Below are 22,961 nucleotides of genomic sequence, written 5' to 3'. Positions count from 1 at the left end.
GTTGCGCCTAAACCGGACAGTTAGTCGCAAGAATCACGCCCACAACCAAGGAGAGATCGTGACCGAGTCGTTCGCCGCCGTCGGGCCGCTGCTCAGCGAGCACGCCGAGATCGAGTCGGCGCTTGCCGACCCCGCGGTGCACGCGGATCCGGGGCGCGCGCGCACGCTCGGCCGGCGGTACGCCGAGCTCAACCAGGTGGTGGGCGCCTATCGCGCCTGGGAGCAGGCGCACGACGACGCGGAGGCCGCCGCCGAGCTGGCCGCCGACGACGCGTCGTTCGCCGAGGAGCTGCCGAGCCTCAAGGAGGCCGAGGCCGTGGCGGAGGAGAAGCTGCGCCGCGTGCTCGTGCCGCGCGACCCCGACGACGGCCGCGACGTCATCCTCGAGATCAAGGCGGGCGAGGGCGGCGAGGAGTCGGCCCTGTTCGCGGGCGACCTGCTGCGCATGTACCTGCGGTACGCGGAGCAGCGCGGCTGGTCCACGCAGCTGCTGGAGGCCACCGAGTCCGACCTCGGCGGGTACAAGGACGTGCAGGTCGCCATCAAGGCGAAGAACGTCCAGGGCCCTGAGGACGGCGTCTGGCACAGCCTCAAGTACGAGGGCGGCGTGCACCGCGTGCAGCGGGTGCCGGTCACGGAGTCGCAGGGCCGCATCCACACGTCGGCGGCGGGCGTGCTCGTGTTCCCCGAGGTCGACGACCCGGGTGAGCTCGAGATCGACCAGAACGACCTGCGCATCGACGTCTATCGCTCGTCCGGGCCGGGCGGGCAGTCCGTCAACACCACGGACTCCGCGGTGCGGATCACGCACCTGCCCACGGGCATCGTCGTCTCGATGCAGAACGAGAAGTCGCAGCTGCAGAACCGCGAGCAGGCCATGCGCGTGCTCCGCGCGCGCCTCCTGGCAGCGCAGGCCGAGGCCGCCGCGGCGGAGGCCGCCGACATGCGCCGCTCGCAGGTGCGCACGGTCGACCGCTCCGAGCGGATCCGGACCTACAACTTTCCGGAGAACCGGATCGCGGACCACCGCACCGGGTACAAGGCGTACAACCTCGACCAGGTGCTGGACGGGGAACTGGGCCCCGTCGTGCGTTCGGCGATCGACGCCGACGAGGCGGCGCGGCTCGCGGCGGCGTCGGGGGCGTGATCTCCGGGCAGGAGCGGTATTGCCTGCCGGGACGGATGAGCGGCAGGCTTGGGTAGTGGTCGGAGGAGCGCGGTGAGTACACAGCTGTTGAAGTGGGCCTACGAGGAGCTGGCCGACGCCGGGGTGGCGTCGCCCCAGGCGGACGCCGAGGCGCTGCTGGCGCATGCGCTCGCCGTCGACCGGGCCGAGGTGCGTCGGCTGGCGGTGCTGGGCCGCGAGGTGCCCGACGACGCCGCGCACGCCTTCGCGGGCCTGGTCGCCCGGCGGGTCGCGCGCGAGCCGCTGCAGCACCTGACCGGGGTCGCCGCGTTCCGGCACCTCGAGCTGGCCGTGGGCCCCGGTGTCTTCGTGCCCCGGCCGGAGACCGAGGAGGTGGCCCAGGTGGCCATCGACGAGGCCGCCAAGGTGATCGCCGACCGGGAGGGTGCGGGCGCCGTCGTCGTCGACCTGTGCACCGGGTCCGGCGCCATCGCGCTGGCGGTGGCCACCGAGGTCCCGGGCGCGCGGGTGCACGCCGTCGAGCTGGACAAGGACGCGCACGCCTGGGCCGAGCGCAACGTCGACGCCCTGAGCGCCGCCGCGGGTGTCGAGGCGGGCGCCACGCCCGAGGACCAGGACCCGCCGGAGCGGATAGTGCGCCTCGTCAAGGGGGACGCCCGCACCGCGCTGTACGGGATCGACGGGATGGCCGACGTCGTCGTGTCGAACCCGCCGTACGTGCCGCCGGACGCCGTCCCCGTGGATCCTGAGGTCGCCGAGCACGACCCCGCCGTCGCGCTGTACGGGCTGGGACCCGACGGGCTGGAGGTGCCGCGCGGGATCACCTCCGCCGCAGCGCGCCTGCTGCGACCGGGCGGGCTGTACGTCATGGAGCACGCCGAGGTCCAGGCCGAGGCGGCCCGGGCGATGGTCGCCGCGGCCCGGGACGACGACGGGCGGCCGGTCTTCGGCGAGCCCGAGACACGCAAGGACCTGACGGGCCGGCCTCGTATGGTCGTCGCGCGCCGCCTGTGACGGGAGCGGAACCGGTCACGAGCGACGAAGGCATCGCCCGGCTCCCGGATCGTGAAAGACTGGTGCGCGTGAGTGTGCCTGTGCAGCCCGTGCTCGACGCCACCGACCCGCAGACCTGGGGCCCCGCGATCGACGAGGCAGTGAATGCGATCTCCCGTGGTGGCCTCGTCGTCCTGCCCACCGACACCGTGTACGGCATCGGCGCCGACGCGTTCGACGAGGAAGCGGTAGCCGCCCTCCTCGCGGCCAAGGGCCGCGGCCGGCAGATGCCGCCGCCGGTCCTGGTGGGTGAGGTCGCGACCCTCGACGGTCTGGCCACCGACGTGCCCGACGACGCCCGCCGGCTCGTCGAGGCCTTCTGGCCCGGCGGCTTCACCGTCATCCTGCGCGCGCAGCCGTCGCTGCAGTGGGACCTCGGCGATACGGGCGGCACCGTCGCCCTGCGTATGCCGGACCACCCCGCGGCGCTCGCCCTGCTCAAGCGCACCGGCCCGCTGGCAGTGTCCAGCGCCAACAAGTCGGGCAGCCCGGCCGCGCAGGACGTCGCTGACGCCGAACGCCAGCTCGGCGACTCGGTGTCCGTCTACCTCGACGGGGGGCAGGCGCCGGGCGGCGTCGCCTCCACGATCGTGGACGCCACCGGCCCGGTCCTCCGGATCGTCCGCGAGGGCGCGGTGACGCTCGAGGCGCTGCGCGAGGTGGCCGACGTCGAAGGTCCCCAGGTGGCCCCCGAGGACGACCCGAGCGAGCCCCCGGCCGGTGCCTCGGAGGACGACGAGTGAGGGTGTACCTGCTCCTTATGCTCGTGGCCGCCGCGGTCACGTTCCTCACCACGCCCTTCGCCCGCTGGGTCGCCCTCAAGTCCTCGGCCATCTCGGCCGTGCGGGCCCGCGACGTGCACTCGGTGCCGACGCCCCGTCTGGGCGGGCTCGCCATGCTCATCGGGATCGTCGTCGCGGTGCTGCTGGCCTCGCAGATGCCGTTCCTGGCGGGCGTCTTCGACGACCGTCGGGTCTCTCAGGTCTGGGGCATCGTGGGCGGCGCCGCGATCGTGTGCGCGCTGGGCTGGGCGGACGACAAGTGGGACCTCGACTGGGTCACCAAGCTCGCAGGCCAGGTGCTGGCCGCCGGGTTCATGGCGCTGCAGGGCGTCCAGCTCATCACGCTGCCGATCGCAGGGACGACCATCCCCTCGTCGCGCATGTCCCTGATCGCGACGGTCCTGGTGGTCGTGATCGCGATGAACGCCGTGAACTTCGTCGACGGCCTCGACGGGCTGGCCGCCGGCATCATCGCCATCGGCGGGTCCGCGTTCTTCCTGTACGCCTACGGGCTCACCCAGCAGGCGTCGCCTGACGACTACGCGAGCCTCGCGTCGCTGATGCTCGCCGTGATGGTGGGCGTGTGCATCGGGTTCCTGCCGCACAACTTCCACCCGGCGAGCATCTTCATGGGCGACGCCGGTTCCATGCTGATCGGCCTGGTCATGGCCGGTGCGGCGATCACCGTCACGGGTAACGTCCAGCCAGAGGTGATGACGGACGCCCAGGCCTTGCCCGCGTTCATCACGCTCCTGCTGCCGGTGGCGGTGCTCATGCTGCCGCTGCTCGACATGGGGCTGGCGGTGATCCGGCGGCTCGCCGCCGGCAAGTCGCCCATGGCACCGGACCGTATGCACCTGCACCACCGCATGCTGGCCCTGGGCCACTCCCACCGCCGCGCCGTGGTCATCCTGTACGTGTGGACCGCTGTGTTCGCCTTCAGTGCCGCGGCGCTGGTGCGGTGGGAGTGGGAGATCGTCCTGATCTGGACCACGGTGTTCGTGGTGCTCGCGCTGCTCGCGACGCTGGGCCCGCTCCGCAACCGCGGGCGGTTCCTGGACGACGACGTGGCGCAGTCCGGCCAGGTGCCGAAGGTTCCCGCGGCGGTCGGTGCACCGGCGGCCGCGCAGAGCGCTGCCGGCCCGAGCGCTGCTGGCGCGAGCGCGCCCGCGCCGAGCGCCGTCCCCCAGGGCGCGGCGCGGCACGGCGCGCACCCGAAGACCGCCGCGGGGCAGAGCCCTGCCCCGCAGGCTGCGGCCCCGCAGAGCGCCGCCCCCAAGACCAAGGAGACCGTCGAATGACCGAGCAGGCACCCCAGGCCCCCCACGCACCGCGGGGCGCCGCAGAGCGAGCGGTGCTGCGTACGGCGCTGCGCGACGGCCTGATCCTCGTGGCGGGGCTCGCGGTCCTCGGTTCGCTCGTCGGCCTCCTGGTGGCCGGTCTGCCGGGGCTGTGGGGCGGCCTGATCGGCGCGGCCCTCGCGGCGTTCTTCTGCGGGACCACCGTGTGGTCGATGCTCTACACGGTCGGCAAGGGCGCGACCGTGATGGGCGCGGTGGTGATGGGCAGCTGGCTCGCCAAGATGGTGGTGCTCATCGTGGCCCTCGTGGTCCTGACGCAGTTCGACTTCTACGACCGAGTAGTCCTGTTCGTCGTGCTGCTGATCGGTGCGGTGGGATCGGCGCTCCTCGACTACCGCGCGGTCCGGAATGGCCGGATCACGTACGTCGAGGCCGACGGCCGGCCCTGATCGGCTCGACTGAGCGGCCTCCGAGGTGACGCGAGGTTGCGCAATTAGTCACAAGGGGCCGCCGTCTGCGGTTCCACGGCCAGAACAGGGCGATACATAGGTTAGGCTTACGACTGAATCCATGACGGCCAGGCCCGATGGCGCGCCCGTTCCGCCCCTTTGCGGTGACGCGCGCAGGGCCTAATGACCACCTGGGAGTCCTCCTGTCCACGTATGCGACGTCCGTAATCCTCGCCGCCACCGAAGGCCACGAGGGTGAGGGCGGCTTCCACACGCCGTCGATCTCCGACTTCTTCCCGTCGGCCATCCTCTTCGAGGGCACGATCTTCCAGATCGATCGCCTCTGGATCATCCGGATCATCGCCACCCTTGTGCTGCTGTCGGTCTTCGTGATCGCCGCCCGCCGGGCCAAGGTGGTGCCGGGCCGGTTCCAGGCCGCCGTCGAGTATCTGCTGGGCTTCGTCCGGGTGCAGATCGGCGAGGAGATCCTGGGCAAGGAGAACGCCAAGCGTTTCCTGCCCATGCTCACCACCATCTTCTTCACCATCCTGGCGTTCAACGTCACCGGCGTGATCCCGGGTCTGAACCTGGCCGCGACCTCGCGGATCGGTGTGCCGCTGCTGCTCGCGCTCTGGGTGTTCGTCACCTACTGGGCCGTCGGCATCCGCAAGCACGGTCTGGGCGGGTACCTCAAGGCGAACCTGTTCCCCCCGGGCGTGCCGTGGCCGATCTACTTCATCCTGACGCCGATCGAGCTGCTGCAGATCCTGATCATCCGGCCGGGCTCGCTGATGGTGCGACTGGTGGCCAACATGGTCGCCGGCCACATCATGCTCGTACTCTGCTTCGCCGCCACGCAGTTCTTCGTCGTGGACTCGGCGGGCACCGGACTGATGTTCTTCGGGGCGCTCACGCTCCCGGCGGGCATCTTCGTGACCCTCTTCGAGCTTCTGGTCGCGTTCCTGCAGGCGTACATCTTCGCGCTGCTGGCCGCGGTCTACATCAACATGTCGCTGGAGGAGGAGCACTGATCTGCTCCTCCGGGCGGCGCCTCACAGCCTCACCTGGAAAACCCGCGACGGGCGCACCAGCGCCTTCGCACACCACGCGACGCCGTACCGTCCGGTTCGGCGCCCAACGGAAGGAAGACGCAAGTGGACGTCACCACTCTCGCCGAGGTCACCGGTAACCTGAACGCCGTCGGTTACGGTCTCGCCGCCACCGGTCCCGGCATCGGCCTCGGCATCCTCATCGGTAAGACGATCGAGGGCATGGCCCGCCAGCCCGAGGTCGCCGGCCAGCTGCGCGCCACCATGTTCCTGGGTGTCGCGTTCGTCGAGGTGCTCGCGCTCCTCGGGCTCGTCGCCGGCTTCCTCTTCGTCTGATGGCGGCGCACTCGAGCGCCGCCGTCGTAGCGGCGCAGACGGAAGAGCCGCAGGGCCCTCAGGGCATCGAGCTGTTCCTGCCCGCCGGGTACGACCTGTTCTGGTCGGCGATCGTCCTCGTGATCATCGCGGCGGTGTTCTACAAGCTCGTCCTGCCCCAGATGAACAAGGTGCTCGACGAGCGCTCCGCCCTCATCGAGGGCGGCATCGAGAAGGCCGAGGCGGCCCAGAAGCAGGCCGACGAAGCACTGGCGCAGCAGCAGGCGCTGCTCGCCGAGGCTCGCGCCGACGCCGCGCAGGTCCGTGAGGAGGCGCGTGCCGAGGGCACCGCCATCGTCAAGGAGCTCCGGGTCAAGGCGAGCGAGGAGGCGGAGCGCATCACCGAGACCGCGCGCCGCCAGATCGAGGCCGACCGACAGGCCGCGTCCGTGTCCCTGCGTACCGAGGTCGGCACGCTCGCGACCGAGCTGGCGTCGAAGATCGTGGGCGAGTCCCTCGAGGACTCGGCCCGGCAGTCGCGCGTGGTGGACCGCTTCCTCGACGAGCTCGAGGCAAGCCAGGCCGTGGCAAGCAACAAGGAGGCGTGATGCGGGGATCGAGCGGGGCATCGCTGACGGCAGCGCAGGAGCGTTTCGAGCCGGTGCTGCGTGCCGCGGGTGCGGACGCACTGGCGCTGGGTGAGCAGCTGCTCGCCCTGGTGTCGGCGCTGGACGACTCCGCCGCGCTGCGCCGCTCGCTCGCCGACCCCTCCCGCGAGGGCGAGGCCAAGGCCGGGCTGGTGGCCGGGCTGCTGAGCGGCTTCGATGAGCGCGTCGTGGACCTGGTGTCCGGTCTGGTCCGGTCCCGCTGGGCGAGCGACACCGACCTGGCCGACGCCGTCGAGCGTCTCGGCGTGGATGCCGTCCTGGCTTCCGCCGAGGCGCGCGGCGCGCTCGAGACGGTGGAGGACGAGCTGTTCCGGCTCAGCCGGTCGCTCGTCGGCCAGCGGGACGCCAAGCAGGTCCTCTCGGACGCCACGACGTCCCCTCAGCGCCGGGTGGCGCTGGTGGACGCGCTGGTCGGCGGCAAGGTCGACACCGTGACCCAGAGCCTGGCCCAGCGTGCGACGTCGTCGCTGCGTGGCCGCCGTTTCGTGCAGACGCTCGGTTGGTTCGGCGAGGTCGCGGCGGAGCGTCGCAAGCGCCTCGTCGCCTCCGTGACGAGCGCGACGGTGCTCACGCGCGAGCAGGAGCAGCGCCTCGGCGCGCTGCTCGAGCGCTCGTACGGCAAGCCCGTGCAGCTGAACGTCACCGTGGACCCGGCGGTCGTCGGGGGCATGCGCATCCAGATCGGCGCGGATGTCGTCGATTCCACCGTCCTGTCGCGCCTTGCTGACGCCTCGCGTCGTCTGGCCGGCTGAAAACGTGAACAAGAACCTTCCGCCGCGGCTTTCGCGGCCACGACAGGAGAAGAGCAATGGCTGAGCTGACGATCCGGCCGGACGAGGTCCGGGCCGCACTGGACAGCTTCGTGAAGGCCTACGAGCCCCAGGAAGCGGTCACCGAGGAGGTGGGCCGCGTCGCGTACGCCGCGGACGGCATCGCCCGCGTCGAAGGCCTTCCCGGTGTGATGGCCAACGAGCTGCTGCGCTTCGAGGACGGCACGCTCGGCCTCGCGCAGAACCTCGACGTCCGCGAGATCGGTGTGGTCGTCCTGGGCGAGTTCACCGGCATCGAGGAGGGCCAGGAGGTCCGCCGTACCGGCGAGGTGCTCTCGGTCCCCGTGGGTGAGGGTTACCTCGGCCGCGTGGTCGACCCGCTGGGCAACCCCATCGACGGCCTCGGGTCCATCGAGACCGAGGCCACCCGTGCGCTCGAGCTGCAGGCGCCGGGCGTCATGCAGCGCAAGTCGGTGCACGAGCCGCTGCAGACCGGCATCAAGGCGATCGACTCGATGATCCCGATCGGCCGTGGTCAGCGTCAGCTGATCATCGGTGACCGCCAGACCGGCAAGACGGCGATCGCGGTCGACACGATCATCAACCAGAAGGCGAACTGGGAGACGGGCGACCCGACCCAGCAGGTGCGCTGCATCTACGTCGCCATCGGCCAGAAGGGCTCGACCATCGCCTCCGTGCGCGGCGCCCTCGAGGAGGCCGGTGCGCTCGAGTACACGACGATCGTCGCGGCTCCGGCGTCCGACCCGGCCGGCTTCAAGTACCTCGCCCCGTACACCGGCTCGGCCATCGGCCAGCACTGGATGTACTCGGGCAAGCACGTCCTGATCATCTTCGACGACCTGTCGAAGCAGGCCGAGGCCTACCGTGCGGTGTCGCTGCTGCTGCGTCGCCCGCCGGGCCGCGAGGCCTACCCGGGTGACGTCTTCTACCTGCACTCCCGGCTGCTCGAGCGTTGTGCGAAGCTCTCGGACGAGCTGGGCGCGGGCTCGATGACCGGTCTGCCGATCATCGAGACCAAGGCGAACGACGTCTCGGCGTACATCCCGACGAACGTCATCTCCATCACGGACGGCCAGATCTTCCTGCAGTCCGACCTGTTCAACGCCGACCAGCGTCCCGCCGTGGACGTCGGTATCTCGGTCTCCCGAGTCGGTGGTGACGCGCAGATCAAGGCGATGAAGAAGGTTTCCGGCACGCTGAAGCTGGAGCTCGCGCAGTTCCGCTCGCTCGAGGCGTTCGCGATGTTCGCGTCCGACCTCGATGCGGCGTCCCGCGCGCAGCTGCAGCGCGGCGCCGTCCTGACGGAGCTGCTCAAGCAGCCCCAGTACTCGCCGTACGCGGTCGAGGACCAGGTCGCGTCGGTGTGGGCCGGCACGAAGGGCAAGCTCGACGACGTCGCGGTCGAGGACGTCAAGCGGTTCGAGTCCGAGCTGCTGGACCACCTGCGCCGCAAGACGGACGTCCTGGAGACGATCCTCAAGTCCGGCAAGCTGGAGTCCGACACGGAGGAGGCGCTGAGCGCCGCCGTCGACGACTTCCGGGCGGGCTTCCAGAAGAGCGACGGCACCCCGCTCGTCGGCGGCGAGGTCGAGGGCGGCCCCGTCGACGTCGAGCAGGCACAGATCGTCGTCAAGAAGAAGGCCTGACCCGTGGCCGGTGGAGCTCAGCGCGTCTACAAGGCGCGGATCAAGTCGACGCAGTCGCTGAAGAAGATCTTCCGCGCGCGTGAGCTGATCGCCGCCTCCCGCATCGGCAAGGCTCGCGCGGCGGCAGCGGCGGCGGCGCCGTACGCACAGGCGATCACCCGCGCGGTGTCGGCTGTCGCGTCGCACACGGACATCGACCACCCGCTCACGCAGGAGGAGGGCGGCAACCGCGCAGCGGTGCTCGTCGTCTCCTCCGACGCGGGCATGGCCGGTTCGTACCCGATGGCGATCGTCCGCGAGGCCGAGCGGCTCGTCGGGCAGCTGACGGACGAGGGCAAGGAGGTCGTGCTCTACGTGGCCGGCCGCCGTGCGATCGCGTACTACACGTTCCGCGGGCGGGAGATCGCCAAGAGCTGGTCGTACGGTTCGGAGAAGCCGACGCCCGAGGCGGCCCAGGACATCGCCGAGACGCTGCTCGAGGTGTTCCTCGCGGAGGAGCCCGACGGCGGCGTCAGCGAGCTGCACGTGGTCTCCACGCTGTTCGTCAACATGGTGACGCAGCGCGCCCGCGTGGTGCGGATGCTGCCGCTCGAGGTGGTCGAGGGCGTGACCGAGGCCGACGAGCACGAGGCCCTGCCGCTCTACGACTTCGAGCCGTCGCCCGAGGCCGTGCTGGACGAGCTGCTCCCGCGCTACATCGAGCAGCGCATCTACGCGATGCTGCTCGACGCCGCAGCGTCGGAGCTGGCCGCCCGCCAGCGCGCCATGCACACGGCGACGGACAACGCCGAGGACCTGATCCGCAACTACACCCGACTGGCCAACCAGGCACGTCAGGCGGACATCACCCAGGAGATCAGCGAGATCGTCTCCGGTGCCGACGCCCTGGCGTCCTGAACAGACCGAAAGACTCCCCGCCGGAGGACCCTCCGGCCCACCGAAGCGAGGCAAGTATGACCGCCACCACCGTGGAATCCACGGTCGAGCACACGAGCGGCCCCGGCATCGGCCGGGTCGCCCGGGTGATCGGCCCCGTCGTGGACATCGAGTTCCCCGAGGACGCGATCCCCGAGATCTACAACGCGCTCACTGTCGAGATCGACCTGTCCGGCACGGGCGCGAGCAAGACCACCCTCACGCTCGAGGTCGAGCAGCACCTGGGCGACTCCCTGGTGCGCGCCATCGCGCTGAAGCCGACCGACGGCCTGGTCCGCGGTGCCGTGGTGACCGACACGGGCGAGCCGATCAGCGTGCCCGTCGGTGACATCACCAAGGGCAAGGTCTTCAACGTGACGGGCGACGTCCTGAACCTCGCCGAGGGCGAGAAGTTCGAGGTCACCGAGCGCTGGCCGATCCACCGCAAGGCACCGGCCTTCGACCAGCTCGAGTCGAAGACCACGATGTTCGAGACGGGCATCAAGTCGATCGACCTGCTGACCCCTTACGTTCAGGGTGGCAAGATCGGTCTCTTCGGTGGTGCGGGCGTCGGCAAGACGGTCCTCATCCAGGAGATGATCCAGCGTGTGGCCCAGGACCACGGTGGTGTGTCGGTGTTCGCCGGTGTCGGCGAGCGCACCCGTGAGGGCAACGACCTGATCGCCGAGATGGACGAGGCGGGAGTCTTCGACAAGACGGCCCTCGTCTTCGGCCAGATGGACGAGCCGCCGGGCACGCGTCTGCGCGTCGCCCTGTCGGCCCTCACGATGGCGGAGTACTTCCGTGACGTGAAGGAGCAGGACGTCCTGCTCTTCATCGACAACATCTTCCGCTTCACGCAGGCCGGTTCCGAGGTCTCCACGCTGCTCGGCCGGATGCCGTCCGCCGTGGGCTACCAGCCGAACCTGGCCGACGAGATGGGCCTCCTCCAGGAGCGCATCACCTCGACGCGTGGTCACTCCATCACGTCGCTGCAGGCCATCTACGTGCCCGCGGACGACTACACCGACCCGGCGCCGGCGACGACGTTCGCCCACCTGGACGCGACGACCGAGCTCTCCCGTGAGATCGCGTCGAAGGGTCTGTACCCGGCGATCGACCCGCTGGCCTCGACGTCCCGCATCCTCGACCCGCGCTACGTGGGCCAGGAGCACTACGACGTCGCGACACGCGTGAAGTCGATCCTGCAGCGCAACAAGGAGCTGCAGGACATCATCGCTATCCTCGGTGTGGACGAGCTCTCGGAAGAGGACAAGACCGTTGTGGCGCGGGCGCGCCGCATCGAGCAGTTCCTCTCCCAGAACACGTACATGGCTGAGAAGTTCACGGGTGTGGTGGGCTCGACGGTGCCTCTGTCGGAGACCATCGAGGCATTCAAGAAGATCGCCGACGGTGAGTTCGACCACATCGCCGAGCAGGCGTTCTACAACATCGGTGGGCTTGAGATGCTCGAGGAGAACTGGGCACGGATCCAGAAGGAGTACGGGGCCTGATCTTCGCCCCGCACGTCCCCCGTGCGTGATGCCGCCCCCCGGGGCAACCCGGAAGGGGCGGCATCGCGCTCGCTACATCGGAAGGAGCTCTCGTGGCAGAGCTGAGCGTGGATCTCGTGTCCAGGGACCGTAAGGTCTGGAGCGGCGCGGCGACCCAGGTGAGCGCGCCGTCTGCGGACGGTCAGGTCGGCATCCTGGCGAACCACACGCCGCTGCTGGCGGTGCTTCGCCCGGGCACGATCAAGGTGGAGACGACGTCGGGTCCGGCCCTGGAAGCACAGGTCACCGGCGGTTTCGTGTCCGTGGACAACAACCTCGTCACCCTCGTGGTCGACGAGATCTCCCTGGTCTGAGGGAGAGCGCGGGTGCCGGGCGTCATATGGATCGCGATAGCGGTACTCGGTGCGCTCGCGCTGGTGCTCGCAGCGGGTATCTCCCGGCTGCGGACGCTCTCCCGCAGGGTGGGCTCGTTCAACTGCAATGCCCGGCCGACCGGTAACCCCGAGGGTTCCTGGACGCCGGGCATCGCCCAGTACGCGGTGGGCCGGATCGAGTGGTGGCGGTGCTGGTCGCTGTCACCCCGTCCGGCCCGCACCTGGTACCGGGAGCGGCTGACCGTGACGGGCCGCACCCCACTGGACCCCGACGAGCGTGGTCAGGGCGACCACTACCTCGTCCAGTGCCGGTACGACGGGCTCGACTTCGAGCTCGACCTCGCCGCCGGCGACTACTTCGGCCTCGCCTCCTGGCTCGAGGCCGCCCCTCCCGGACGACAGGATCTGGTTCTCTGATGCGGCTGGTCGTCGCCGACTGCTCCGCCCTCTACACGGGCCGCCTGACCGCGATGCTCCCGCCGGCTAACCGGCTGCTCGTGGTCAAGGCCGACGGAAGCGTACTGATTCACTCCGACGGCGGCTCGTACAAGCCGCTGAACTGGATGAGCCCCCCGTGCACGCTGACGGTGCGCGAGCCGTCCGAGGAGGCGGCCGAGCGCGGCGTCACCGAGGTCTGGACCGTGCAGCACGCGAAGTCGGACGACCGGCTCGAGGTCGAGCTGTTCACCGTGCACCACGACTCCGCGCACGACCTGGGCATCGACCCCGGCCTCGTGAAGGACGGCGTCGAGGCGCACCTGCAGGAGCTGCTCGCCGAGCAGATCGCGCTGCTGGGCGACGGGCACACGCTGGTGCGCCGGGAGTACCCCACGGCCATCGGCCCGGTGGACATCCTCGCCCGCGACAGCTCGGGCGCCTCGGTGGCGGTGGAGATCAAGCGCCGCGGCGACATCGACGGCGTCGAGCAGCTCACGCGGTACCTGGAGCTGCTGAACCGCGACCCGCTGCTGGCCCCGGTCCGCGGTGTGTACGCCGCGCAGGAGATCAAGCCGCAGGCCCGCGTGCTCGCGAAGGACCGCGGCATCACCACGCTGCTCCTGGACTACGACGCGATGCGCGGCGCAGACGACCCGACGTCCCGCCTCTTCTGACCCTGCCGAGGTAGGACTGTGGCGAGGTAGAACTCTGGCGAAGTAGAACTGTGGCGCCCGCTGCGCTTCTACTTCGCCAGAGTCCTACCTCGCCAGAGTCCTACCTCGCCACGGTTCTACCTCGCCACGGTTCTACCTCGCCACGGTTCTACCTCGCCACGGTTCTACCTCGCCACGGTTCTACCTCGGCTCGGTGGAGCTGTCAGGGGGACGGGAGCGGGTGCACCGACCATGTGGCGTCCGGGGTTTCGCGGATCACCGCGTATCCGCCCGCGGGCACGGTGATCCCGGGATCCGTCGGGGTGTCGGTGATCAGGTCGTGCCCCTTGCCGAGCACCCGGACCGACGTCTCGCCGTGGTTCAGCAGGAACAGGTAGGTGCCCTCCGCGCCGCGCCGGCGGATCGCCTCCAGCCCGGTGCCGACCGCCTCGGGGACGACCGGGGTCACGCCACGCTCCGCGAGCAGCGCCGCGACGAACGCGTCCCACGACTCCTGGACCAGCCGCGCCGAGACGTACGTGGCGCTGCCGCCTCCGACGTGCCGCCGCGTGACGGCGGGCAGGCCGGCGAGACGCCCCTCGGCGTAGGTGGCGAGCACGTCCGCCTGGGGCGGGTCCATCCGCTCGGTCCACTGGTCGACGGTCGACCCGTCGCTCAGCACCTGGGTCTCGTCCGGCGCGAGCGGGAGATGCTCGGTGACCCGCACGCCCAGGAGGTCCCGCAGCCGGCCCGGGTAGCCGCCCGCCACCACCCGCTGGTGCTCGTCCGCGACGCCGGTGAACCGTCCGACGACGAGGTGTCCGCCCGCTTCGACGTACCGGGTCAGCCACGCGACGGTGCCGTCGTCCAGCGCCATCAGGGTCGGCACGAACAGCACCCGGTAGCGGTCGACGTCGGCGCCGGGACGCACGAAGTCGACGGCGGCACCGGCCCGCCACAGGGCGCGATGCACCGAACGGACCTCGATCGTGTAGTCGAGGTCGTCGTTCGGCAGGTGCGGCGTCTGGAGGGACCAGCGGCCGTTGGCCTCCCACAGGACCGCGACGTCGGACTCGACCACCGGACCGTCATGGGGCGGTGCCGCGACCTCCTGGAGGCGGCCGAGGAGCGCCCCGAGCTCGGTGATGCCCTCGAACGTCCGACTCTGCGGCCCCACGTGCGGCACCATCGCGCTGTGCCACGTCTCGGAGCCGCCGGCCGACGCCCGCCATTGGAAGAACAGCGCGCCCTGGGACCCACGGGCGACGTAGCCCAGGGAGTTGCGGATCACTCGGTCGGGCTCCTTGAAGGCATGGCGCGCGCCGTCCCGGATGCCGGCGGCGGCCTGCTCCATGAGCAGCCACGGGCCGCCGCCCCACGAGCGGGTCAGGTCGGCGGCGTACGCGGCGTGGGCTTCGCCGTCCGCGCCGTCGGTGTCGAGATAGTGGTCGACGGAGACCACATCCAGGTGCTCGCGCCAGTCCCACTGGTTGAGGTGGTCCCAGGAGGGATGCATGAAGTTCGTCGTGACCGGTGCGGTCGAGCCGGCCGCGCGGAGCTCGTCACGCTGCTCGGCGAAAGCGGCGAGCATCTCGTCGGAGCAGAAGCGCTTGAAGTCCACCGCGTGCGCCGGGTTGGCCAGGTACTGCGTCGCGAGCGGCGGCAGGATCTCGTCCCAGCCGTCGTACCGCTGGGACCAGAACGCCGTGTACCAGGCGTCGTTCAGCGCTTCGAGCGAGCCGTACCTCGCCCTGAGCCAGCGCCGGAAGGCGGCCGCCGCGTGCGGGCCGTGGTCGACGGAGCCGTACTCGTTGTGCACGTGCCAGCCCCGCAGGCGGGGGTGGGCACCGTACCGCTCGGCGAGGAACCGCGCGATGCGCCGCGCGGCGTGGCGGTAGGCGGGTGCGCTGATCGCGTACGTGTCGCGGGAACCGTGGGAGAGGCGGGTCCCGTCGGCCCGTACCGGCAGCGCGTCCGGGTGCGCGAGCGTGAACCACGGCGGCGGGGACGCGGTGGGCGTCGCGAGGAAGAAGCCGATCTCGTTCTCGTCGAGGAGCGCGACGACGTCGTCCAGCCAGCCCGCGTCGAACTCTCCCTCGCGGGGCTCGATGGTGGCCCACGAGAACACGCCGATCGTCACCGTGTTCACGCCCGCCCGGCGCATGAGCGCCATGTCCTCGGCCCAGACCTCGCGGGGCCACTGCTCGGGGTTGTAGTCGCCGCCGAAGAGCAGCCGGGCAGGTGCGAAGGGAACCGTCATTGGTCGTCCTCAGGTAGATTCCGGATGGTCATCAGCGGCCCAGCTCGCCGGTCCAGTGGGCACGGTCGGGCAGTGCGGCGTCGAGCTCCGGCCAGACGTCGTCCGGCACGTCGGTGGCGGCCCACGCCGTGACCTGGGCCAGCTGGGCAGTGCTCGTCACGCCGACGATCGTCCCTGCGACCCGCGGGTCGCGGCCGGCGGCGCGCAGGGCGAGCGCGCCCACGGGGACGCCGGCCGCCCGGGCGACAGCGCGGATCCGCAGGACCGCGTCCTCCTGGACGGCGTCGACGGCGCGGTAGTGGTAGCTGCGCACCGGCCCGTCGTCGTCAGCGAGCGCACCCCCGCCGAACGGGGCGGCGTTGAGGACGCCGATGCCGCGGTCGGCGCAGTCGTCGAGCAGGGTCTCGGCCGACCGGTCCAGGAGCGTGAGGCGGTTGTGCGTCACGACCGCCTCGAACTCGCCGGTCCCGACGTACTGCCGCAGGACCCCGATCGGGCCTCCGGCGACCCCGAGGTGCTCGATGGTCCCCGCCTCGCGCAGGTCGAGCAGCGCGCGGACGGGCCCGTCGGGTGCCACGGCATCGGCGAACGCCATGCGCTCCGGGTCGTGGAAGTGCACCAGTGGCAGCCGGTCGAGGCCCAGGCGTTCGAGGGACTCGGCGACGGACGCCCGGACGCGGGCGCCGGAGAAGTCGCCGGAGCCGGGCACCGGGTCGACCTTGGTGAACACCTGGACCGGGGCCACGGGACCGGCCGAGTCGTCGAGACCAGCCAGAGCCGAGCCGATGAATGCCTCGGCGTCGCCGTACTCGTTGCTCGTGTCCCACGTGCGCCACCCGGAGGCGACGGCGGCGCGGAGCACGGCGACGGCGCTCGGCGCGTCCAGCCGGCGCCCGAGCGAGGACGTCCCGAGGACGACGGCGGGGACACGCAGCCCGGTCGTCCCCAGGACCCGGTCGGCCATGGCGGCGCTCATCCCTTGAGCCCGCCGCTGATTAGGTCGAGCCGCCAGTAGCGCTGCAGGACGAGCATCATCGCGATGAGCGGGATGATCGCCACGGCCGCGCCGATGATCGCGAGGCTGTACAGCGACGGCGTCCCGGAACCCTTGGACAGCAGTGTGTACAGGCCGACCGTGAGGGGGTACATCCGCTCGTCCGACAGCATGATGAACGGGAGCAGGAAATTGTTCCAGATGCCCACGAACTGCAGCAGGAACACCGTCACCATGCCAGGGACCATCATCGGCAGGGCCACCGAGACGAAGACGCGCGCGTCGTTCGCACCGTCGATGCGTGCCGCCTCGATGGTCTCCGTCGGCACTGCCGATGCGGCATAGACCCGGGCCAGGAAGATCCCGAAGGGCGAGATGAGGCACGGCAGCAGCACCGACCAGTAGGTGCCGGCCAGGCCGATCTTCGACATCAGCAGGTACTGCGGGATGGCCAGCGTGATACCCGGCAGCAGCACACCGCCGAGGATCGCGTAGAAGGCCACCTGGCGTCCCGGGAAGTCGTACTTGGCCAGCGCGTAACCGGCCATCGTCGAGACGAGGGTGCACAAGAGCGCGCCCACGCCGGCGAAGATGACGCTGTTCAGCGCCCACTGCACGTACTGGCCGTCGCCGTACGCGAACAGGTCGCTCAGGTTCTCGAGCAGGCCCGTGCCGGGCAAAAAGGTGAACGTCGAGAAGAGCTCGGAGCTGGACTTGGTCGAGGCGACCAGCACCCAGGCCACGGGCACGAGGCAGTACAGCGCGCCCAGGAACAGGACGATGCTCGGCAGGACCGCCCCGCGCCGGCTCGCGGGGCGCGCGGGTTCGATCGCGAGGCGCCGGGTGCCCACGGGGCGCGGCGTGGTGGCCGTGCTCATCAGGACCCTCCGAACGTGCGCTTCTGCGTCACCCGCAGCAGGATGATCGACACGACGAGCGTGCCGAGGGCCAGCGCCACCGACGATGCGGCGGCGAGAGACAGGTTGTCCCTGGTGAAGGCGTCGCGGTAGATCGTCATCAGTGGCACCCAGGTCTGGGAGATCGCACTCGTCATCGGACGCAGTGTCGCGGGCTCGCCGTACACCTGGAGCGTCCCGATGAGCGCGAACAGACCGGTCAGGACCAGGGCGGGCCCCACGAGCGGGATCTTGATCCGGTAGGCGATGTCCCACTCGCTGGCCCCGTCGAGCCGCGCCGCCTCGTACAGCTCCGTGGGGATCCCGCGCAGGGACGTGAACAGGATGATCATGTTGAAGCCGACGCCGCCCCAGATGGCGATGTTCGCCACCGAACCGAAGAGCATGCCGCCGTGCAGCACGTCGACGCCGCCGAGGCCGACCCGCTCGAGGATCCAGTTGCCCGGGCTCGTCGAGGGCAGGTAGAGGAAGCCCCACAGGAGCGTGGCCACCACCCCCGGCACCGCGTACGGGATGAAGATCGCGGTGCGGGAGAACCGGGCGCCCCGCAGCCGTGGCAGGTCGAGCAGCAGCGCGAACGTGAGCGCGAACCCCAGGGTGAGGGGAACTGCGATGATCCCGTAGATCGCGAGCCGGCCCAGACCTGCGACCAGCTCGGGGTCGGTGAACGCGGCGACGTAGTTGTCCAGGCCCACCCAGGTCTCCTGCCGGAGGCCGAACGGACCGCCGCCCGACACGCGCATCCCCCGGAAGCTGAGGTACAGCGCATAGCCGATCGGGATCGCGAGGAACGCGACGAACAGCAGCCCCGCGGGCAGCAGGAAGAGGAGTGGGGCTCCCCAGCGCCGGCGCACGCGGCGGTGCGCGAGCGAGGGCGCGTCGGTGGCAGCACTCATGACTGGTTGCTCCTTTGCAGGCCAGGTGCCGGCATCGCAGCCGGCCCGGGAGTCACTTCTGGGTGACCTCGAAGCCGGTGGTCTTCATGTCGTCGACCACCTCGGCCTCGACCGCGGTCAGGGCGTCGCGCAGCGGGGTGCCGTCGGCGACCGCCTTCGACATGGCGTCCTGGTACGCGCTGGAGGCGACGTTGACGTTGGGGCCCCAGCTGATCTCCGGGATCGTGGTCCGGGCGATCTCGGCGGCGGTCTCCCAGTAGTCCTTCTGCTTCGGCATGAGCAGCGGCGGCTCGCTCTCCAGGGTCAGCTCCTGGCCGGCCAGCGATGCCGGGTACTGCCCCTGCTCGATCTGGATCGCGTGGGCCTCCTCGGCGGTGCCCATCCACCGGGCGAACTCGGCGGCGGCCTCGGGGTGCTCCGCGGACGTCGTGACCACGAGGGCGGACCCGCCCTCGAACGCGACGGCCGAGTCGCCCTCCTCCCACTGCGGGAGCGGGGCCATGGCCCAGTCGCCGGCGCTCTGTTCGGCGACGCCGTAGAGCACCCCGGCGGCCCAGAGGCCCGCCGGCCACGAGAGAATCTCGCCGTCGTTGACCTTCGCGTTCCACTCGGGGGTGAGGAGCGGCTCCGCCGACACGAGATCGCGGTCGACGAGGTCCTGCCAGTAGTCGGCGACCGCGACGGACGCGTCGTCGTCGAAGTCGACGGTCCAGGCGTCGCCGTCGACCGACCACCATTGACCGCCGGCCTGCTGGGCGAACGCGGCGACGCCCCCGAAACCGTCGGGCGGGAACGTCGTGAGGTAGGTGTCGGGATCGGCCTCGTGGACCTTCTCCGCGGCCTCGGCGAACTCGTCCCAGGTCTTCGGGACGTCGATGCCGAGCTCGTCGAACCGCGCCTTGTTGTAGGTCAGCGCCTGGGGGCCGGCGTCCTGCGGCACACCGTAGGTGGCGTCGTCGAAGGTGGCCTGGCTCCACACGCCGGGGGCGAACTCGCTCTCCAGGCCGTTGGAGTACTCGGTGATGTCCTGGGCCACGCCGGCCACGATCATCGCCGGCAGGGTGTTGTACTCGACGAGCGCGACGTCGGGGGCGTTCTCGGCGCGTGTCGCGGTCACGAGCTTTGCCGAGGAGTCCGTACCGCCGCCGGCGTCGGTCCGCTTCACCTGGATGTCCGGGTGGGCTGCGTTCCAGGCGTCCACCATGGGCTGCTGTGCGGTGCCCCAGGCCCAGTAGTCGAGGGTGATGGGGCCGCCGTCGTCGGGTTCGGCGCCGCCGGAGCCGGAGCCCGACGAACATGCGGCCAGGGTGAGGGCGACGGCTGAGAGCGCGGTGATGACCGGAGCTGTCCTACGCATCATTCACATCTTCCTTGACGTGTTCGGTGAACGCCCTCGCCACGACGCGAAGCGCTTCGATGATAGGTATCATCATTGTTGGACGAAAAGGTGGCTGTCAAGGGGCCAACCACCAGGGGGCGCGACGGACCAGGCATCACTGCTGGCCAGGACGTCCTTCTGCGAGGTAAAACGCATCGAAGCGGTTGCGTGCGGGCCCCCCTTCGCGGCGCCGGAGCCCCGCCCGGCCCTGGCAGGATGTCCGCATGACTGATTCCGGTGCTCTCGTCGTGCGCGGCCGCCTGGTCCAGCCCTCCGCGGTGGTGGACGACGGCGTCGTCGTCACCTCGGGCGGTCGCGTCGCCTTCGCCGGTTCCCTGCCCGACGCCGTCGCGGCCGGCCACGGCCCCGCCGTCGACCGGGTTCCGGCCGCTCCGGAGGCGTACGTGCTCCCGGGCCTCGTGGACCTGCACAACCACGGCGGGGGCGGCGTCTCCTTCCCGGACGTGGCCTCGGCCTCCGACGCGCTGGCCGGCGTGCTCGAGCACCGCCGCCACGGCACGACCACCCTGCTCGCGTCCCTGGTGACCGCCCAGCCCGAGGTGCTGCTGGAGCGGGCGGGCGTGCTCGCCGAGCTCGCCGTGGCCGGGGAGATCGAGGGCCTGCACGCGGAGGGGCCGTTCCTGTCGTACCGCCGGCGGGGCGCACACAACCCGGCTGACCTGCAAGAAGGCAGCGTGGACCTGGTCAGGGACCTGGTCAAGGCGGCCCGCGGGTACCTGCGCACGATGACCATCGCGCCGGAGGTGCCCGGCGTGACCGGCCCCGGCGGCGTCGCCGAGGCGCTGATCGAGGCGGGCGTGCTGCCCTCCCTGGGGCACACCGACGGCAGCACCGAACAGGCCGAGGCGCTGATCGAGCAGGTCACCGCGGCACTGGCCGCCGCGGGCGGCGCCGTCGGGCCGATGACGGCCACGCACCTGTTCAACGGCATGCGCCCGCTGCACCACCGCAAGCCCGGCCCGATCGCCGCATGCCTGGCTGCCGCCGCCCGCGGCGACATGGTCGTGGAGCTCATCGGCGACGGCGTACACCTCGACCCGGCGACGGTGCGTGCGGTGTTCGACATGGTGGGCGCGGACCAGGTGCTGCTCGTGACGGACGCCATGGCGGCGGCCGGCGTGGCCGACGGCCGCTACGAGCTGGGTCCGATGTCGGTGGTGGTGCACGACGGCGTAGCCCGCGTCGTCCCGGACGTGTCAGACCCACAGGCCACCGGGGTGACCCCTGCGTCTGACACGTCGGGGGAGGGGCCTATCGCCGGTGGTACCGCGCACCTGGTCGACGTCGTGCGGTGCGCCGTGGCCGGAGGCGTTCCCCTGGTCGACGCCGTACGGTCGGCCACCGCCGTGCCGGCCCGCGTCCTGGGGCTGATGGGTGAGGTCGGCAGCCTGGAGCCCGGCTCGCGCGCGGACGTGCTGGTCACGGATGCGGACCTGCACCCGATCCGGGTGCTGCGGCACGGGGTGGACGTTGCCCGCGGTGATGTCGAAATCGCCGGGGCGTAGGCGTCGGACACAGGCCGAGACGCGGTGCAGTGGCCCAGCATCCCGCCAGCGCCGGCCCGCTACTCTCGAGCTCCGGCCCGGCGCTGTCCGGGCGCCGTCGACTGCAGACTTGGCAGCGGCAGCAGATCTCGACCGCAGACTTCGTAGCGGCTGGGCGGCTGAAGACCGCTTCGAGGTCTGCACTCGCTGGGCGGGCCGCGGACCAAGTCTGCAGTCATCCGGCAGCCCGGCCTGCCGCCACCAGGTGTGGAGCCGCATCGACGGCAAGGCGGGTCACCACCATGGAGCGGCGCCGACAGAAATTCGTGGGTATACAGCCCGCGCTCCGGAATGCGCTCCCGGAATGGATCAGGCTCAGCCGCACACTGCGGCCACATTGACGGGCGACCTGCGGGCGCTGGGCGTGGTCCCGGGTGATGTGCTCCTGGTGCACTCATCCGTGAAGAGCCTCGGCTTCGTCGCGGGCGGCGTGCAGGCCGTCGTCGAGGCACTGCTGTCGGCGGTGGGAGCTGGGGGCACCCTCGTCGTTCCGACACACACGTCGGAGAACACCGACCCGGCAGGCTGGCAGAATCCGCCCGTCCCCGAGCACTGGTGGCCGGCGATCCGGTCTGAGGCGCCGGGATTCGACCCCGCACGGTCGCCCAGCCGCTGGGTCGGCGTCCTGCCCGAGGCGGTCCGAACCTGGCCCGGCGCTCTGCGCAGCAGTCATCCGCAGGTGTCCTGCGCCGCGCTCGGCGTCCGCGCCCCGGAGGTGACCGCGGAACACGCCCTCACCGACTCGCACGGCGAGAGGTCGCCGATCGGTGCGGTCTACCGGCTGGGCGGAAAGGTACTGCTCCTCGGCTGCGGACATGACTCCAACACGTCACTGCATCTTGCCGAGCGCAGTCAGGCGTCACCCCCGATGGGCGAGACGGGCGCGGCGATCCGCGACGCCGACGGGACGAGTCGCTGGGCGACCTGGACCGACCTCGTCACGGGCGAGGACGATTTCGACCAGGTCGGTGCGGCGTTCGAGGAGACCGGGGCGGTCGCGGTCGGGCGGGTTGGGTCCGCCACCGCCCGGCTCATGGATCAGCGGTCGCTCGTGGACTTCGCGGTGGACTGGATGGCGCGCAATCGCCACAGTGTTGACGTCGATGTCGCAGGCGCGTAACCGGCCGCTGTTAGCGTGCCGGGCATGACGTCTCCCCTGTTCCAGCCCGGCCAGACGGTAGTGCGCCGCGAGATCATGCGGGGCGAGCCGTGGATCGCCATCCCGCAGGTGTGCGTCCAGGACGACGGCGACCTGCTGGTCACCTACACCCCGGGCGGCACACCGATGGTGTACCCGAAGGCGGGCACATTCCCCGTGGGGGAGCACCCCTGGAAGCTCGCGGGCAGCACCTACTGGCGCGGACACGGGCGGCTCGAGCTGCACTGGGCCGGGGTGGAACACTCGCTCTTCCTGTTCTGGGACGGCCCCGAGCGCGCGTTCCAGGGCTGGTACTTCAACCTCGAGGACGCGCCCCGGCGCACCGCCATCGGCTTCGACACGCTCGACCACGAGCTGGACGTCTGGTGGGCCGCCGACGCCGAGACCTACGAGTTCAAGGACGTCGCCGAGTTCGAGGAGACCGGGCCGACGCGCTACCCCGGCCGCATGGAGCAGATCCGCGCCGAGGGCGCCCGGATCGCCGGGATGCTCGATGCCGGTGAGCTCTGGTGGGACAAGGCCTGGGCCGACTGGACGCCCGACACGTCGTGGTCGCCCCGCGACGTGCCCGCCGGCTGGGAGAGCGTGCCGTTCGAGGCGCGCTGACCCGCGACGCGGCGACGGCGGTGTTTCGTCCGGCAATAGCCCTGCATTTCCGGTGGCGTCCCGGTTTCTGAGCGCTACGGTCGGAGCGTGC

The 22,961-nt window shown here is 70.9% G+C and carries 23 protein-coding genes; 18 read left to right on the top strand and 5 right to left on the bottom strand.

Annotation, left to right across the window (positions count from 1 at the left end):
* Window positions 1–58 precede the first annotated feature (58 nt).
* From prfA to nucS, 15 genes are all read left to right on the top strand, one after another.
* Window positions 59–1,147 carry a peptide chain release factor 1 gene (gene prfA, locus EW117_RS28510; protein WP_129790101.1) on the top strand — a complete coding sequence of 363 codons (1,089 nt, stop codon included), beginning with the start codon at window positions 59–61 and terminating at the stop codon, window positions 1,145–1,147.
* Between the two features lie 72 nt (window positions 1,148–1,219).
* On the top strand, window positions 1,220–2,161 hold the full coding sequence (gene prmC / locus EW117_RS28505) for a peptide chain release factor N(5)-glutamine methyltransferase (RefSeq protein WP_242504637.1): 942 nt from the start codon (window positions 1,220–1,222) through the stop codon (window positions 2,159–2,161).
* 74 nt (window positions 2,162–2,235) lie between these two features.
* Window positions 2,236–2,943 carry an L-threonylcarbamoyladenylate synthase gene (locus EW117_RS28500; RefSeq protein WP_422891561.1) on the top strand — a complete coding sequence of 236 codons (708 nt, stop codon included), beginning with the start codon at window positions 2,236–2,238 and terminating at the stop codon, window positions 2,941–2,943.
* A 2-nt stretch (window positions 2,944–2,945) separates the two neighbouring features.
* Window positions 2,946–4,283, top strand: a complete 1,338-nt coding sequence (locus EW117_RS28495) for an MraY family glycosyltransferase (RefSeq protein WP_340641119.1) — start codon at window positions 2,946–2,948, stop codon at window positions 4,281–4,283.
* A complete protein-coding gene (locus EW117_RS28490) occupies window positions 4,280–4,732 on the top strand; it encodes a Cg1360 family ATP-synthase-associated protein (RefSeq protein WP_129790100.1) in 453 nt (150 codons plus the stop codon). The genes EW117_RS28495 and EW117_RS28490 overlap by 4 nt, the downstream gene beginning before the upstream one ends.
* A gap of 137 nt (window positions 4,733–4,869) precedes the next feature.
* Entirely contained in the window at window positions 4,870–5,763 is an 894-nt protein-coding gene (gene atpB / locus EW117_RS28485; RefSeq protein WP_242504635.1) for a F0F1 ATP synthase subunit A, read from the top strand.
* 123 nt (window positions 5,764–5,886) lie between these two features.
* Window positions 5,887–6,117 (top strand): ATP synthase F0 subunit C, encoded by a 231-nt coding sequence (locus EW117_RS28480; RefSeq protein WP_129790099.1) that lies wholly within the window; start codon window positions 5,887–5,889, stop codon window positions 6,115–6,117.
* Window positions 6,117–6,704, top strand: a complete 588-nt coding sequence (locus tag EW117_RS28475) for a F0F1 ATP synthase subunit B (RefSeq protein ID WP_129790098.1) — start codon at window positions 6,117–6,119, stop codon at window positions 6,702–6,704. The genes EW117_RS28480 and EW117_RS28475 overlap by 1 nt, the downstream gene beginning before the upstream one ends.
* Window positions 6,704–7,516 (top strand): F0F1 ATP synthase subunit delta, encoded by an 813-nt coding sequence (locus EW117_RS28470; RefSeq protein ID WP_129790097.1) that lies wholly within the window; start codon window positions 6,704–6,706, stop codon window positions 7,514–7,516. Before EW117_RS28475 ends, EW117_RS28470 begins: the two co-directional genes overlap by 1 nt.
* A gap of 56 nt (window positions 7,517–7,572) precedes the next feature.
* Window positions 7,573–9,201, top strand: coding sequence for a F0F1 ATP synthase subunit alpha (gene atpA, locus EW117_RS28465; protein ID WP_129790096.1), 1,629 nt, complete (start codon window positions 7,573–7,575; stop codon window positions 9,199–9,201).
* A gap of 3 nt (window positions 9,202–9,204) precedes the next feature.
* Window positions 9,205–10,098 carry a F0F1 ATP synthase subunit gamma gene (locus tag EW117_RS28460; protein ID WP_129790095.1) on the top strand — a complete coding sequence of 298 codons (894 nt, stop codon included), beginning with the start codon at window positions 9,205–9,207 and terminating at the stop codon, window positions 10,096–10,098.
* 56 nt (window positions 10,099–10,154) lie between these two features.
* Window positions 10,155–11,630: a F0F1 ATP synthase subunit beta gene (gene atpD, locus EW117_RS28455; protein WP_129790094.1), complete on the top strand. Its 1,476-nt coding sequence runs from the start codon at window positions 10,155–10,157 to the stop codon at window positions 11,628–11,630.
* Window positions 11,631–11,722: 92 nt separating this feature from the next.
* Complete coding sequence (locus EW117_RS28450; RefSeq protein WP_129790093.1) at window positions 11,723–11,983, top strand: F0F1 ATP synthase subunit epsilon; 261 nt, start codon at window positions 11,723–11,725, stop codon at window positions 11,981–11,983.
* A 12-nt stretch (window positions 11,984–11,995) separates the two neighbouring features.
* Window positions 11,996–12,421 (top strand): DUF2550 domain-containing protein, encoded by a 426-nt coding sequence (locus tag EW117_RS28445; RefSeq protein WP_129790092.1) that lies wholly within the window; start codon window positions 11,996–11,998, stop codon window positions 12,419–12,421.
* The gene (gene nucS / locus EW117_RS28440; protein WP_129790091.1) at window positions 12,421–13,116 is read left to right on the top strand and encodes an endonuclease NucS; all 696 of its coding nucleotides are present in this window, start codon (window positions 12,421–12,423) and stop codon (window positions 13,114–13,116) included. The genes EW117_RS28445 and nucS overlap by 1 nt, the downstream gene beginning before the upstream one ends.
* 202 nt (window positions 13,117–13,318) lie before the next feature.
* Here nucS and EW117_RS28435 read toward each other — a convergent pair whose 3' ends face one another.
* Genes EW117_RS28435 through EW117_RS28415 form a run of 5 tightly spaced genes read right to left on the bottom strand, consistent with a single transcriptional unit; the run spans window position 13,319 to window position 19,522 of the window.
* Window positions 13,319–15,355, bottom strand: a complete 2,037-nt coding sequence (locus EW117_RS28435; protein WP_129790090.1) for a beta-galactosidase — start codon at window positions 15,353–15,355, stop codon at window positions 13,319–13,321.
* Between the two features lie 31 nt (window positions 15,356–15,386).
* Window positions 15,387–16,331: an aldo/keto reductase gene (locus tag EW117_RS28430; RefSeq protein WP_129790089.1), complete on the bottom strand. Its 945-nt coding sequence runs from the start codon at window positions 16,329–16,331 to the stop codon at window positions 15,387–15,389.
* A complete protein-coding gene (locus tag EW117_RS28425) occupies window positions 16,328–17,227 on the bottom strand; it encodes a carbohydrate ABC transporter permease (RefSeq protein WP_129790088.1) in 900 nt (299 codons plus the stop codon). The genes EW117_RS28430 and EW117_RS28425 overlap by 4 nt, the downstream gene beginning before the upstream one ends.
* Window positions 17,227–18,162 carry a carbohydrate ABC transporter permease gene (locus EW117_RS28420; protein ID WP_129790087.1) on the bottom strand — a complete coding sequence of 312 codons (936 nt, stop codon included), beginning with the start codon at window positions 18,160–18,162 and terminating at the stop codon, window positions 17,227–17,229. The genes EW117_RS28425 and EW117_RS28420 overlap by 1 nt, the downstream gene beginning before the upstream one ends.
* Window positions 18,163–18,214: 52 nt before the next feature.
* Window positions 18,215–19,522: an ABC transporter substrate-binding protein gene (locus EW117_RS28415; RefSeq protein WP_129790086.1), complete on the bottom strand. Its 1,308-nt coding sequence runs from the start codon at window positions 19,520–19,522 to the stop codon at window positions 18,215–18,217.
* A 242-nt stretch (window positions 19,523–19,764) separates the two neighbouring features.
* Between EW117_RS28415 and EW117_RS28410 the strand changes: the two genes are divergently transcribed.
* The 3 genes from EW117_RS28410 (at window position 19,765) to EW117_RS28400 (ending at window position 22,870) form a co-directional block, all read left to right on the top strand.
* Window positions 19,765–21,066 carry an N-acetylglucosamine-6-phosphate deacetylase gene (locus EW117_RS28410; protein ID WP_129790085.1) on the top strand — a complete coding sequence of 434 codons (1,302 nt, stop codon included), beginning with the start codon at window positions 19,765–19,767 and terminating at the stop codon, window positions 21,064–21,066.
* Window positions 21,067–21,409: 343 nt separating this feature from the next.
* Window positions 21,410–22,225, top strand: a complete 816-nt coding sequence (locus EW117_RS28405; protein WP_129790084.1) for an AAC(3) family N-acetyltransferase — start codon at window positions 21,410–21,412, stop codon at window positions 22,223–22,225.
* Window positions 22,226–22,249: 24 nt separating this feature from the next.
* Complete coding sequence (locus EW117_RS28400) at window positions 22,250–22,870, top strand: ribonuclease FAU-1 family protein (protein ID WP_129790083.1); 621 nt, start codon at window positions 22,250–22,252, stop codon at window positions 22,868–22,870.
* Window positions 22,871–22,961 lie beyond the last annotated feature (91 nt).

The sequence above is a fragment of the Promicromonospora panici genome (assembly GCF_900608595.1).
GTDB classification, from domain to species: Bacteria; Actinomycetota; Actinomycetes; order Actinomycetales; family Cellulomonadaceae; genus Promicromonospora; species Promicromonospora panici.
The sequence above is the reverse complement of the archived record's forward strand: the minus strand, read 5'-3'. Positions and strand labels throughout refer to the sequence as shown.